Here is a 13,193-nt window from a genome sequence, read left to right as displayed (position 1 = left end):
TATTAAGAAAGGATCAGAACTCGATGTTAGCGAAGCCGGTCATCGCATCGAGACCCATTTCGCGGCCCAGCGCGGTCATCGGGTGTACAACCACCAGACCACGGATGCTTTTTTTCAGTTTGCCGAGGTCGGCCTGCTCTTTCTTGGTGATCGCACGGCGAAATGGCATTTTCATCAGCTTCTGCGCTTCTTTGCTCAGCTTCTGAGTGTACAGCTCGCGCAGCCGGGCGATTTCGGTTTCCAGCGTGGTTTTCTCTTTTTCCAGCTCAGCGTATTTTTCTGCTGCGTCAACTAAGGAGAGATCCGCCTGCTGGTGGCGAATAGCGTCGAGGCGGTCGCTCAGGCGCTTAATTTCGTTCTTTTCGACTTCTTTCATGAGGCTCAGTTCGTTGGGGAGTAAAACGATAAGGATACAGTATTTATGGCGAAGGTTATTTCTGGAATGCTTTTTTTAAGCTGATACGGGAAATAAGCTCGGTCAGAGAGAGCACCATGGTTGAACGCACAACTTGCTGGTAGCGCTGTTTTTGCATGGCCAAAAGCCTTGCGTCACTGGTATCAAACACCGGCGTGGGCGGCAGGGCAGCAACGCAGTGCAGTTCACCAAATGGCCCGAGGATCTCATCATCGGTAAACGCGTACTCGGTGCCATCGTGATTGAGCTCTTCACGCAGCGCCATCAACAGCTCGGCATCTTCATATTCCGGGCGGGAAATGACCCCAAGACCGTAAATCAGCTTTAAACGCACGGACAAATTGCCCAGCGGTCCATCACCGTCAAGCAGCGGCTCTACAGCGTATTTCACCGCGTAGTCATCTTTGCGAAATACCTGCAATACCAGAATATTGACAGCTTCGTTGAGCAACTCAACGGCGGCGATCAAAAAGCTTCGCACGGTTTTGCCAGCATTCAGACGCTCGAGAACACGGTTTTCGAAAGCCTGCGTTTTTTCCATTATTGCCTGCATATCTGACAATTTCGTTAACTGGCGCGGGGTTTCCCGCGCCATCGTCGGCATCATGCCCTGGCGTTATAGACGCTGACGGCTTCGTTAACGACCGGGCTGTTAGCATCCAGGCCGGAAACCTGCGCCAGAGCGGCTTGCGGGCCTTTCTCTTCGATAAGCTGAGCCAGCTCCTGCGCCTGCGGATCCTGCTCGCTGCGGTAATGCATGGCAGCGGCAATTCCTTTCACCAGGTTAGCGTGCGGCAGGTTGTACTCCAGCGTGCCGAGCAATGGTTTGATCAGGCGATCGCCCGCGCTCAGTTTACGCAGCGGTTGACGACCTACGCGCTCAACATCGTCTTTCAGATAGGGGTTTTCAAAACGACCCAGGATTTTCTGAATGTACGCGGCATGCTTGTCGGCATCGAAGCCATAACGTTTGATCAGCACCGCGCCGCTCTCTTCCATTGCGCCTTTCACAACCGCACGGATGCTGGCATCCAGAATTGCGTCGCGAATGGTTTGATGGCCGGTCTGTTTTCCAAGGTACGCGGTTATAGCATGCCCGGTATTCAGCGTGAAGAGCTTACGTTCAACAAATGCCATCAGGTTATCAGTTAATTCCATGCCCGGAATGGTTGGCAGCGCGCCTTTGAACTGGGTTTTATCAACAATCCACTCGCTGAAGGTTTCCACCGTGACTTCCAGCGGATCGTTAGTCGCGGATTCAGCCGGCGGAACAATACGGTCAACGGCGGAATCCACGAAGCCAACATGTTCTTCAACCCAGGCCTTGTCGGCGTCCGCCAGTGCGTTAATGACATGCCCTTTCAGCTGCGTGGTACCGCGCACCATGTTTTCACACGCGATAATATTCAGCGGCGTGTTAATGCCCTGCGCTTTACGTTTTGCCAGACCTTTGGCGATAGCCGGGGCGATGCGTTCCAGCACCACCGGGCCGACCGCCGTGGTCACCAGATCAACGTGTGCAATCAGGTCGACAACTTCATCACCAATGCTGCTCACGGCGTTAACGCCGGAGACGGTATCGACCTGCGCTTTTTCACCAACCACATGCACCTGATAGCTATGACGGGCATTAAGGGCGTCGAGCACCACCTGATTCACATCGGCGAACGTCAGTTCAATCCCCGCGTCGGCGAGCAATTTGCCGATAAAGCCACGTCCGATATTACCTGCGCCAAAATGTAATGCTTTCATAGTCTTAACCTTCATCAATGTTTTTACCCGAGAGGGCTGGGGTGAGGAACCGCAAATATTTCCCCTCACCCTAGCCCTCTCCCCGTGGGGAGAGGGAGGAAAACCGATTACTTGCCGAGCAGTGCCAGCACTTCTTCAACGCTGGTCGTATGCGCCAGACGCTGAATCACCGTCTCATCGTCCAATGCATTGGTGAGGCTGGTGATCACCTGAATGTGCTCGTTGTTACGCGCCGCGATGCCGATCACCAGGCGGGCGATGTCGTCTTCTTCTTCACCGAAGCGAACACCGTTCGGATACTGACAGAACACCACGCCGGTTTTCAACACGCGATCTTTCGCTTCCACCGTGCCGTGCGGTACTGCGATGGACTCACCCAGATAGGTCGGGGTCAGTTTTTCGCGTTCCAGCATGGCCTCCACATATTCCGGCTGAACGTAGCCGCCTTTGACCAGTTGCTCACCGGCAAAACGGATGGCTTCTTCTTTGTTGCTCGCTGTGCGACCCAGGAAGATATTCTCCGCACCCAACTTGAACAGGTTGGTGTTCGGGGCATCAAAGCTGTCCTGCAAGCTGCTGGTGACTTTGGCTTCGTTGTCAGTGTGGCGCTGTGCGGCAACCAGACGTTCGGTCAGATTGGTGTACAGGCCGCTGTCCAGGAAGTTGGTCAGCGAAATATGCTGCGCCTGCGGTGCCTGGCGCATAGCGCGCTCGGTCAGATCGCGGTGCGTAATCACCAGGTCAACGTCAGACGGCAGGCTGTTGATCGCGCTGTTGGTCACAGAGATGTTGCTCAGACCTGCATCCTGCACTTTCTTACGCAGCACGCCTGCGCCCATGGCGCTGGAACCCATACCGGCGTCACATGCGACGATGATTTTACGCACATGGCTCAGGTCGTTGGTCACGTCGCCCGCCGCCAGCGGGGTTGCGCCTTTAGACTCGGCTTTCATTTCGTGAATGCGACGGGTCGCTTCTTGCAGGTCTTCGTCGTCTTTCACTTTGCTGGTTTTCAGCAGGATGGAAGAGATCACGAAAGAAACCACCAGCGCAGCGAAAATAGCCGCCAGGTTGGCGAAGTACGCGCCTTTTGGCGTCATTGCCAGCACCGCCAGGATGGAACCTGGAGAAGCCGGAGAGACCAGGCCGCCGTTCAGCACGCTCAGGGTGAACACGCCAGTCATACCGCCGAGGATAACGGCAAGCAGCAGACGCGGGTTCATCAGCACATACGGGAAGTAAATTTCGTGGATACCACCCAGGAAGTGGATGATAGCCGCGCCGCCAGCAGATTGTTTAGCGCTGCCGCGACCAAAGAACATATACGCCAGCAGAACGCCCATACCCGGGCCCGGGTTCGCTTCAATCAGGAAAAAGATGGACTTGCCGAGGTCATGCGATTGCTGGATACCCAGCGGTGAGAAGATACCGTGGTTGATCGCGTTATTGAGGAACAGGATTTTCGCCGGTTCAACAAAAATAGACGCCAGCGGCAGCATTTCGTGCGCAACCATGAAGTTAACGCCCGCTGCCAGAACTTTGGACAGCACTTCAACCGCAGGACCAATGCCAAGGAACGCCAGGATGGCGAGGATCATACCGATGATGCCAGCGGAGAAGTTGTTCACCAGCATTTCGAAACCGGATTTGATCTTACCGTCGACCCAGTTATCAAAGTGTTTAATCGCCCAGCCGCCAAGCGGACCCGCGATCATTGCACCGAGGAACATCGGCATATCCGCACCGACGATAACCCCCATTGTGGTGATCGCGCCGACTACGCCGCCACGATCGCCGCCTACCAGACGACCACCGGTGTAACCGATGAGCAGAGGCAGCAGATAAGTAATCATTGGGCCAACGAGTTTCGCCAGCGTCTCGTTAGGCAACCACCCTGTAGGAATAAACAATGCGGTGATGATCCCCCACGCGATGAACGCGCCGATATTCGGCATCACCATATTGCTGAGAAAACGACCAAAGCTTTGCACTTTGATCTTGATATCGGATGACATAAAACACCCCTTCTTATGTTTGCTATCGCACAGGCCGGAAGCCCGAGGTTTGTTGTTAACGTGGCGGCAGAGGTAGCCGGACCTGGGTTATCTGTGAGGCGAAATCTCGCACCGAATCGCGTAGCTGTCCAGATGACGCACATTAGTGTGATTTAGATCACACTAATGTAGGGGGTATGCCACCTATTAGTGTGATATTTATCACAAAAAATCAGTGTAAAAAAAGAACAAAGCGCAAAAACCACACGTTATGAGCCTGTAAGTGTGATGTTATTCACATTTTTAACTCGATGATTTGTTATGTATTTGTGATATGGATCACAAGATATTTTCGTCAGGACTTTTCCGAGTGTGATCGCCAGCAACCTGTGTTTTTGGCGAGCCGCATAACCTGTAACTTCCTTTCACTGCCGAAAGTGATACTCACTGTAGCGGCAGAAGTTTTCATCTTGATGAAACAATCTGCGCCCGCTCGTTCATACTTAGGTTTTTGTTGGCGAAAACGGAGAAGGCAATGAAACTGATCGGCAGCTATACCAGCCCTTTTGTACGCAAAATTTCGGTGATCCTGCTGGAAAAGGGCATTACCTTTGAGTTTATCAATGAACAGCCCTATAACGCTGTTAATAGCGTGGCGCAGTACAACCCGCTTGGCAAAGTTCCGGCGCTGATAACCGATGACGGTGAAGTGTGGTACGACTCGCCGATCATTGCGGAATACATTGATTTGCTGAATATCGCCCCGGCTATGTTACCTACTGATCCCAAAGCGGCGTTAAAAGTTCGCCAACTGGAAGCGCTGGCCGACGGCATTATGGATGCCGCACTGGTCTCGGTTCGCGAGCTGGCGCGCCCGGTCGAACAACAATCGGAAACGGAGCTGTTACGCCAGCGGGAAAAAGTCTCGCGCGGGCTGGACGCGCTGGAAAGCTATCTTAAAGATGGCACGCTGAGTGTGGATACCTTGAACCTGGCGACGGTGGCAATCGCCTGCGCCATTGGTTACCTCAACTTCCGCCATGTTTCGCCCGGCTGGTGTGTTGATCGCCCCTTATTGGTAAAGCTGGTGGAAAACCTGTTTCAGCGCGAGAGTTTCGCCCGTACCGAACCACCGAAGGCTTGATAAGCATGATGTCCGCCTGAGCAAGTCACTGTACAATCCCCTCACGTCAAACCCCCTGACGGGAGGGGGCAACTCATAGCCAGGCCTTTTCATGACAACTCTTTACAGCCAGATCCCTTCGACCGATCGCCTGTTACGTGACGAGGCGTTCGCCACTTTATTAACCACTTTCGGCCACAGTCGCGTGGCGCAAACGCTGCGCCAGCTTCAGGACGAGGCGCGCGCGCAGATCCGTGAAGCACAAACGTTACCCGACTGGTGCCTCGACTGGGCAGCGGCGGCGCAACAGCGGCTGGAACAGTGCGACAGCAGCGCGCTGCGCCCGGTGTTTAACCTGAGCGGCACGGTGCTGCACACAAACTTAGGCCGCGCGGTACAGCCGCAGGCCGCCATCGACGCCGTCGCGCAGGTGATGGGCTCGCCGGTGACGCTGGAGTATGACCTCGATGGCGCGGGGCGCGGTCATCGCGATCGCGCCCTGGCCGATCTTCTCTGTCAGCTTACCGGCGCGGAAGATGCCTGCATCGTTAATAACAATGCCGCAGCGGTGTTGCTGATGCTGGCGGCCACGGCGGCTGGTCGCGAAGTGGTGGTGTCACGCGGTGAGCTGGTGGAAATTGGCGGTGCGTTTCGCATTCCGGATGTGATGCGCCAGGCGGGTTGTGTGCTGCACGAAGTGGGCACCACTAACCGCACGCATGCGAAGGATTACCGCCAGGCGATTAACGATAACACCGCGCTGCTGATGAAAGTCCACACCAGTAATTACCATATCGAAGGTTTTACCAAAGCGGTGGATGAAGCCGAGCTGGTCGCGCTAGGCGAAGAGCATGCGCTACCGGTGATTGTCGATCTGGGTAGCGGTTCACTGGTCGATTTAAGCCGCTACGGTTTGCCGCAGGAACCGATGCCGCAAGCGCTGATTGCTGCCGGTGTGAGCCTGGTGAGTTTCTCCGGTGATAAGCTGCTCGGCGGCCCGCAGGCGGGCATTATCGTGGGTAAAAAACCGCTGATTGAACAGTTGCAGCAGCACCCGCTGAAACGCGCATTGCGGGCGGATAAAATGACGCTTGCGGCGCTGGAGGCGACGTTACGCCTCTATCTGCACCCGGAAAAACTCACTGAGAACCTGCCGACGCTGCGTTACTTAATCCGCCCGGAGGCGGAAATTCGTGAGCAAGCGCAGCGCTTGTGCGTGGCGCTGACGGCGCGTTATCACGCGTTTGAGCTGCGTGTGGAAGCCTGCCTGTCACAAATTGGTAGTGGTTCGCTGCCGGTCGACAGGCTGCCGGGCGCGGCGCTGACGTTTACTCCGCGCGATGGCAGTGGCCGAGGTCTGGAGGCGCTGGCCGCGCAGTGGCGGGCGCTGCCACAGCCGGTGATTGGTCGTATTTACGATGGTCGCCTGTGGCTGGATTGCCGCTGTATTGATGATGAATCCCGCTTGCTGGAGATGTTGCTGAAATGATTATTGCTACTGCCGGGCACGTCGACCACGGCAAAACCACCTTGATTGAAGCGATTACCGGCGTGAATGCGGATCGTCTGCCGGAAGAGAAAAAACGCGGCATGACCATCGATCTCGGTTACGCCTACTGGCCACAGCCGGATGGCCGTGTGCCGGGTTTTATTGATGTGCCTGGGCATGAAAAATTCCTCTCTAATATGCTCGCGGGTGTTGGCGGCATCGACCATGCGCTGCTGGTGGTGGCATGTGATGATGGCGTAATGGCGCAGACGCGCGAGCATCTGGCGATTTTACAATTGACCGGCAACCCGGCGCTGACGGTGGCACTGACCAAGGCAGACCGTGTGGATGAGGCACGCATTGCCGAGGTGCGCGCGGAAGTACAAAACACGCTCCTGGCCTTTGGTTACCCGCAGGCGACGCTGTTTGTCACTGCCGCCACGGAACAGCGCGGTATTGCTGAGTTACGTGAACACCTGTTGCAATTGCCAGAACGCGCGCATCCGGAGCATCAACGTTTCCGCCTGGCGCTGGATCGCGCTTTCACGGTAAAAGGCGCGGGGCTGGTGGTGACGGGAACGGCGCTGTCCGGCGATGTCCGCGTAGGCGATACGCTGTGGCTGACCGGGGCGAATAAACTGATGCGTGTGCGCGGGTTGCATGCGCAGAACCAACCTGTCGATCACGCCCATGCCGGGCAGCGTATCGCACTGAATATTGCCGGTGATGCAGAAAAAGAAGCGCTTAGCCGCGGTGACTGGCTGTTGTCGCAGCAGCCCGACGAACCCACCGAGCGGCTGATTGTCTCCCTGCAAACTCACGTTCCGCTGACGCAATGGCAGCCATTGCATATTCATCATGCCGCCAGCCACGTTACCGGGCGCGTGTCGCTGCTGGAAAATGGCCTTGCCGAATTGGTGCTTGATACGCCGCTGTGGCTGGCGGACAACGACTTACTGGTGCTGCGTGATATCTCCGCGCGCAGCACGCTGGCGGGTGCGCGCGTGGTGACGCTGAACTCACCACGTCGCGGCAAGCGCAAGGTGGATTACCTGGCGTGGATTGGCGAACTGGCGCAAGCCAAAGATGATGCCCAGGCGTTGGCCGTGCATTTATCGCGCGGGGCGGTGGATCTGCGCGCGTTTGGCTGGGCTCGCCAGTTAAGCAGCAACGGTCTGGCGGCGCTACTCGATAACCCCGGTTTTATCCGCGCGGGTGATAACCTGCTCAATGCGCCCGTAGCCGCGCGCTGGCAGCGCAAGTTGCTGGACACGCTGGCGACTTACCATGAACAGCATCGCGAAGAGCCGGGTCCTGGGCGCGAACGCCTGCGACGCATGGCGCTGCCCATGGAAGATGAAGCGCTGGTATTAACGCTGATTGAACGTATGCGTGAGAGCGGCGATATCCACAGCCACCACGGCTGGCTGCACTTGCCGGAGCATAAAGCCGGTTTCAGCGACGAGCAGGCGCAGTTGTGGCAAAAAACCGCGCCGCTGTTTGGTGACGAACCCTGGTGGGTGCGGGATTTAGCCCGGGAAATCGGTGTTGATGAACAGGCAATGCGCGGCGTACTGCGCCAGGCGGCGCAGCAGGGATTGATTACGGCGATCGTCAAAGATCGTTATTACCGCAACGATCGCATTGTGACCTTTGCCAGCATGATCCGCGATCTTGATCAGGCGCGCGGTTCGACCAGCGCAGCGGACTTTCGCGATACGCTGAATGTGGGGCGCAAACTGGCGATTCAGATCCTCGAGTATTTCGACCGCATTGGTTTTACCCGTCGCCGTGGCAATGACCACATCCTGCGCGACAAGGCGTTATTCCTCAAAGAGTGATCAACTCTCGGGCTGGCGATTTTTCGCCAGCCGCATCAACCCTCGCAAAGCAATTTACCGCAAGGAAACGCCGGTCATAACCTTCAATGTCTCCCCGAACCCAGCGGAAGATTTGACGTTAAGCGCAAGCAGCCCGGCAGCGGATGCGAAACCTGTGGAATCAAACTGGAACGTGATAGCAGATTCAATGCTCATTGGCGAGCGGCTCCTGCACGCCTGATGCAGGTTGCCAGAAATGTTCAGGCAAATGACAAAACTGGCGGCTTTCCCGCTTGCGATCAAAGCATTGCGGCGGTTTTTTCTGGCACCCTTGTCGTTTTCGTGCCCAGGTGGAGTGGGGAATGAACCGTTTTATTATCGCTGATCCGGCCAAATGCATTGGCTGTCGCACCTGCGAAGTGGCGTGTGTGGTGTCGCATGAAGATAATCAGGACTGCTCGGGTGTGAAACCCGCGACCTTTTCCGCGCGCATCCGCGTGGTGAAAACAGGCGATTTCTCTACTGCCGTCACCTGCCATCATTGCGAAGACGCTCCCTGCGCTAATGTCTGTCCGGTCGGCGCGATTGGTCGGGCCAACGGCGCGGTGCTGGTTGAGCAAGCGCGCTGTATCGGTTGTAAAAGTTGCATGATTGCCTGCCCGTTTGGCGCCATGCAGGTGATGCGTGTTGATGACCGGGCGCAGGCGCTGAAGTGCGATCTGTGCCAGCATCGTGAAAACGGTCCGGCTTGTGTCGAGGCTTGCCCGACCAACGCGCTGAGTTGCCTAAACCCGGTGCAGCTTCGCGAGAATCGGCTGCAAAGCCAGCGGCTCTAGCCAGCAAATCGGCGTGCATTGCACTAAAAATCAACCCTCAAAGCAGTGATTCGCAAATCATAAAGAAAAGCCGCTGCCAGTTCTGCAAGCGTTAAGCCCAAAGGCATCAGGTCGAGGTAACGCGCCCTTGTTCGTTGGCGATAAAAAAGCCCTCGACAGAGGGCTTAATTCAGCGTGTTCGCTTTAGTTTTCTTGCCAGGCTTTTTCAATCTCTTCGGCGAGGATTTTCACGCCTGCTTCGATAAGCTCCGGCTCCGGCACATAGTTCATGCGCATACACTGATGGGTGTGCGGCCAGGGTTTATCCAGCCCCGGGAAGAAGTAGTCGCCTGGCACCATCAGCACACCGCGTTTTTTCAGCCGTTGATACAGCAGCTCGGTGCTGATCGGCAGGTCTTTAAACCACAGCCAGAGGAAAATCGCCCCTTCCGGTTTGTGGATCAGGCAGCGCTCTTCCGGTAAATAGCGGCGCAGCGTGGCAATCGTCTCCTGTACCCGCTGGTAGTAAAACGGCTTGATCACCTCTTCAGAGAGGCGCAGTAAATCTTTGCGCTTAATCATTTCGCACATCATCGCCGGGCCAATGCCGCCTGGCGCGAGGCTGATAATGCCGTTCATATTGCGAATTGCAGAGATCACTTTTTCGCTGGCGATAATAATGCCGCAGCGGCTGCCCGGCAGGCCCAGCTTCGACAGGCTCATACACAGAATGATGTTTGGATTCCACAGCGGGCGCGCTTCGCTAAAGATAATGCCCGGGAAAGGGACGCCGTAAGCGTTATCAATCACCAGCGGAATGTTGTGCTGGTTCGCCAGCATATCCAGCTTCATCAACTCTTCGTCGGTGATCACGTTGCCGGTCGGGTTGGTCGGGCGCGAGACGCAGATCATGCCGGTCTCTTCGCCAATATGCAGGTGTTCAAAATCGACGTGGTACTTAAACTGCCCGTCCGGCAACAGTTCAATGTTGGGGCGCGCGGAGACAAACAGATCTTCTTCCAGCCCGGAATCGGCATAGCCAATGTACTCTGGTGCCAACGGGAAAAGCACTTTCCTGGTGCTTCCATCGGCGCGACGGCCAGCAAACAGGTTGAATAAGTAGAAAAACGCGCTCTGGCTGCCGTTTGTCAGTGCAATATTCTGTGGCTCAATATCCCAACCTAACTCTTCACGCAGCATAGCTGCCAGCGCCGTCAGTAGCTCCGTTTTACCCTGCGGGCCGTCATAATTGCACAGCGCATCAGTCGCTTTGCCGTTTTCCACCATGTCTGCAAGCAGGTTGTGGAAGTAATCGGTCATCGCCGGGATTTGTGCCGGGTTACCGCCGCCAAGCATGATCGCGCCAGGGGTGCGTAAACCGTCGTTGAGATCCTCCATCAGGCGTGTGATGCCTGCGTGGCGGGTAAATTTGTCGCCGAAAAGTGAAAATGTCATCGCTACTGCTCTGTCGGGCTGCGGATCAAAGTGGCTAACCATAGCGCTCCAGACGGCGAGGTGCAAATCGCCGCCGGTGCGCCTTTTCCACTCTTAATTCTTATCAATGACAGTTGAGCGATATATTATGCTGATGTTTGCTTTTATGGCTCAGCGGCGCGCAGCACCCGCCCAGACCACCATCACTTTGTCTTCGCCTTGCTCACGAACAAAACCGTAGCCCTGCGGTAGCGTAAGCGTGGTTTGTTTGCCCATGCCCAGCGCCGGATGGCGCGCGCGGAACTGCCCCAGGGTTTGCCAGTGCTGCAGGCTGGCGGCGCTCTTGCCGTCGAGATCCTGCCAGTTCATATCCGATCGCGTACCTTGTAATGGATCCGATCCTGTCGGGCCAAAAGGCCGCGCGCTTTCATCGCCGTAAAAGATCTGCACCGCGCCGGGGGCAAGCAGCAAAAGCTCTGCGGCTTGCTGGCCGCCCTCGCGGAACAGCCGGGTATCGTGGGAGGAGAGGTAGCTCAGGACATTAAAACTTTGCAGTTTGTCCGCCATCTGCTGCCAGACATTATCCATATTCGCCAGGCACGATACCGCGTCGGCGGCTTGTTGCTGATAGTCAAAATTGATCATCGCATCAAAGCCATGGCGGTAATAATCGCTCTGCATCACGCCATGCCCCCAGGATTCGCCGGTCATCCAGAAAGGGGCGTCATCGATTTTTTTCTGCGGATTGGCCTTTTTCCATTCTGCAAGTGCCGCTGTGGCCTGGGTTTTTAATTGTTGCCAGGCCGCCAGCTCGACATGTTTGGCAGTATCAACGCGAAAACCGTCAATGCCGTATTCACGCACCCACTCGCTGAGCCAATGGGTGAGGTAATCGCGCGGGGTATAACCTGCGATTTCCCGAGCGTGTGTATCCGGTTTGTGGCGATAAAACACCGGTAAACCTGAAGGCGTGGTGGATTCGGTTTTCAGATCCGGTAAAAACGCCAGCGACAGGGTGAGGTCGTCAAAACCGGGGTTGTCATAGTCGCCGATATCGGTGCGGATCCAGTTCTTGCCCCACCAGTTTTGCCAGGCGCTTTTATCGCTAAAGTTGATGTAATCATTGAAGCTGTGCCAGCTTTGCCCGGCGGCGGGACGCCAGTCAGTCCAGTGCTCGCCGAGGATCTTTTTGCGCTCTTCGTCTTTCAAATACAGCGCGCCGAACTGGAAGGTTTGCATATCGGCCAGCGTCGCATAGCCGGTGTGATTCATTACCACGTCAAACAGCACGCGGATGCCGCGCTGGTGCGCTTCATCAACCAGCTTACGCAAGTCATCTTCGCTGCCCATATTGGCGTCGAGTCGCGTCCAGTCCTGCGTGTAATAACCGTGGTAGGCATAATGAGGGAAATCGCCTTTCGTACCGCCGCCAACCCAGCCGTGGATCTGCTCCAGCGGCGAGCTTATCCATAACGCGTTGACGCCCAGCTGCTGCAAGTAATCAAGTTTGCTGGTCAGCCCTTGCAGGTCGCCACCGTGAAAGGTGCCAATGTCCTGCATGCCATCTTTATGCCGCCCGTAGCTGTTGTCATTGGCGGGATTGCCATTCACAAAGCGATCGGTAAGGACAAAATAGACCGTAGCGTTATGCCACTGAAAGGGGGCTGCGCCCTGCGTTTGCGCTTTTTCCAGCAGGAGAAGACCGTCACTTTCCGGTGCGGGTTGCAACGTGATTTTCCCGTCGCGTACGGTGGCGGTTTGTTGGCTGTAGAAATCGCGTACCACGCTGCCTTCCGGGAAGGTGCTGCCAACAGGCACGGTCAGCGGCTTATCGTCACGCACCGGGCACTGGCGCGCAACGTTAACCGGCGTTTCGCTGGCCTCGCTTTTGACACTAAGCAGCAATGTTGGCGTGCCGGAACGGGTGTCTAGCTGTATTTGGTAATCGCCATCACGGAATATCCGCCACTGCGGCGCGCTGCCGCTGCAAGGCTTCAACGAAAGCATTTGGTTCAGTTTGATATTGCTGGCGGGCTGCCAACATTGCTGACCCTGCTGTAACGCGACCGGATACTCGCCTTTTTTCAGCGCAGCCTGGCTGCGCCAGAGACCGGTGCCGTCGTCGGTTAAAGGGGGAAAACCGGTGGCGGACCAGTCGGCGAGAGCGATGCCGGGAAGCAACAGCAGTAACAGTGCGGAGTGTTTCATCGGATGTCTCAGTGATGGCGATTTTACTCAGTTTGCCACTCCGCCTGGCGGGGGAACTCCTCCCTGGTCGTAATCGCCAGGGGGGAGGGGGTAGGGTGAGCGATCGCGCACATATTGTTAATGTGGATTTGCGATAACCGCCA

The 13,193-nt window shown here is 56.2% G+C and carries 11 protein-coding genes; 4 read left to right on the top strand and 7 right to left on the bottom strand.

Annotated elements, in window-relative coordinates; all coding sequences use genetic code 11:
• Positions 1 to 13: 13 nt before the first annotated feature.
• The 4 genes from ACFX4O_RS12810 to ACFX4O_RS12795 form a co-directional block, all read right to left on the bottom strand.
• Complete coding sequence (locus ACFX4O_RS12810) at positions 14 to 376, bottom strand: YibL family ribosome-associated protein (RefSeq protein WP_380209518.1); 363 nt, start codon at positions 374 to 376, stop codon at positions 14 to 16.
• A 55-nt stretch (positions 377 to 431) separates the two neighbouring features.
• Positions 432 to 1,019, bottom strand: coding sequence for a mannitol operon repressor MtlR (gene mtlR, locus ACFX4O_RS12805; RefSeq protein WP_131411455.1), 588 nt, complete (start codon positions 1,017 to 1,019; stop codon positions 432 to 434).
• Positions 1,019 to 2,182, bottom strand: coding sequence for a mannitol-1-phosphate 5-dehydrogenase (gene mtlD, locus ACFX4O_RS12800; protein WP_380209520.1), 1,164 nt, complete (start codon positions 2,180 to 2,182; stop codon positions 1,019 to 1,021). Before mtlD ends, mtlR begins: the two co-directional genes overlap by 1 nt.
• 92 nt (positions 2,183 to 2,274) lie before the next feature.
• Positions 2,275 to 4,182, bottom strand: coding sequence for a PTS mannitol transporter subunit IICBA (locus tag ACFX4O_RS12795; RefSeq protein WP_380209522.1), 1,908 nt, complete (start codon positions 4,180 to 4,182; stop codon positions 2,275 to 2,277).
• Between the two features lie 514 nt (positions 4,183 to 4,696).
• On the opposite strand from ACFX4O_RS12795, the gene ACFX4O_RS12790 reads away from it, so the two are divergent.
• The 3 genes from ACFX4O_RS12790 (at position 4,697) to selB (ending at position 8,614) form a co-directional block, all read left to right on the top strand.
• Positions 4,697 to 5,305, top strand: a complete 609-nt coding sequence (locus ACFX4O_RS12790) for a glutathione S-transferase (protein ID WP_380209524.1) — start codon at positions 4,697 to 4,699, stop codon at positions 5,303 to 5,305.
• A gap of 91 nt (positions 5,306 to 5,396) precedes the next feature.
• The gene (gene selA, locus ACFX4O_RS12785; RefSeq protein WP_380209526.1) at positions 5,397 to 6,773 is read left to right on the top strand and encodes an L-seryl-tRNA(Sec) selenium transferase; all 1,377 of its coding nucleotides are present in this window, start codon (positions 5,397 to 5,399) and stop codon (positions 6,771 to 6,773) included.
• Entirely contained in the window at positions 6,770 to 8,614 is a 1,845-nt protein-coding gene (gene selB / locus ACFX4O_RS12780; RefSeq protein WP_380209528.1) for a selenocysteine-specific translation elongation factor, read from the top strand. The genes selA and selB overlap by 4 nt, the downstream gene beginning before the upstream one ends.
• Positions 8,615 to 8,668: 54 nt before the next feature.
• On the opposite strand, the gene ACFX4O_RS12775 is transcribed toward selB, so the two are convergent.
• Complete coding sequence (locus tag ACFX4O_RS12775; protein ID WP_165501922.1) at positions 8,669 to 8,809, bottom strand: hypothetical protein; 141 nt, start codon at positions 8,807 to 8,809, stop codon at positions 8,669 to 8,671.
• Between the two features lie 146 nt (positions 8,810 to 8,955).
• Between ACFX4O_RS12775 and ACFX4O_RS12770 the strand changes: the two genes are divergently transcribed.
• A complete protein-coding gene (locus tag ACFX4O_RS12770; protein ID WP_380209530.1) occupies positions 8,956 to 9,429 on the top strand; it encodes a 4Fe-4S dicluster domain-containing protein in 474 nt (157 codons plus the stop codon).
• Positions 9,430 to 9,612: 183 nt separating this feature from the next.
• Here the strand turns inward: ACFX4O_RS12770 and avtA are convergent, their stop codons facing one another.
• Together avtA and ACFX4O_RS12760 are read right to left on the bottom strand one after the other, a co-directional pair.
• Positions 9,613 to 10,863, bottom strand: a complete 1,251-nt coding sequence (gene avtA, locus ACFX4O_RS12765; RefSeq protein ID WP_380209583.1) for a valine--pyruvate transaminase — start codon at positions 10,861 to 10,863, stop codon at positions 9,613 to 9,615.
• A gap of 150 nt (positions 10,864 to 11,013) precedes the next feature.
• On the bottom strand, positions 11,014 to 13,050 hold the full coding sequence (locus ACFX4O_RS12760; protein ID WP_380209532.1) for an alpha-amylase: 2,037 nt from the start codon (positions 13,048 to 13,050) through the stop codon (positions 11,014 to 11,016).
• Between the last annotated feature and the right edge of the window lie 143 nt (positions 13,051 to 13,193).

Origin of the sequence: Kosakonia sp. YIM B13571, assembly GCF_042788095.1 — a bacterium.
GTDB lineage: Bacteria > Pseudomonadota > Gammaproteobacteria > Enterobacterales > Enterobacteriaceae > Kosakonia > Kosakonia quasisacchari.
The sequence above is the reverse complement of the archived record's forward strand: the minus strand, read 5'-3'. Positions and strand labels throughout refer to the sequence as shown.

Excerpts from the sequence above, each read along its gene's own strand:
- mtlD (WP_380209520.1), bottom strand. The coding sequence starts at position 2,182 with ATGAAGGTTAAGACTATGAAAGCATTACATTTTGGCGCAGGTAATATC.
- avtA (WP_380209583.1), bottom strand. The coding sequence starts at position 10,863 with ATGACATTTTCACTTTTCGGCGACAAATTTACCCGCCACGCAGGCATC.
- mtlR (WP_131411455.1), bottom strand. The coding sequence starts at position 1,019 with ATGCCGACGATGGCGCGGGAAACCCCGCGCCAGTTAACGAAATTGTCA.
- ACFX4O_RS12775 (WP_165501922.1), bottom strand. The coding sequence starts at position 8,809 with ATGAGCATTGAATCTGCTATCACGTTCCAGTTTGATTCCACAGGTTTC.
- ACFX4O_RS12760 (WP_380209532.1), bottom strand. The coding sequence starts at position 13,050 with ATGAAACACTCCGCACTGTTACTGCTGTTGCTTCCCGGCATCGCTCTC.
- ACFX4O_RS12770 (WP_380209530.1), top strand. The coding sequence starts at position 8,956 with ATGAACCGTTTTATTATCGCTGATCCGGCCAAATGCATTGGCTGTCGC.
- ACFX4O_RS12810 (WP_380209518.1), bottom strand. The coding sequence starts at position 376 with ATGAAAGAAGTCGAAAAGAACGAAATTAAGCGCCTGAGCGACCGCCTC.
- selB (WP_380209528.1), top strand. The coding sequence starts at position 6,770 with ATGATTATTGCTACTGCCGGGCACGTCGACCACGGCAAAACCACCTTG.
- ACFX4O_RS12795 (WP_380209522.1), bottom strand. The coding sequence starts at position 4,182 with ATGTCATCCGATATCAAGATCAAAGTGCAAAGCTTTGGTCGTTTTCTC.
- selA (WP_380209526.1), top strand. The coding sequence starts at position 5,397 with ATGACAACTCTTTACAGCCAGATCCCTTCGACCGATCGCCTGTTACGT.
- ACFX4O_RS12790 (WP_380209524.1), top strand. The coding sequence starts at position 4,697 with ATGAAACTGATCGGCAGCTATACCAGCCCTTTTGTACGCAAAATTTCG.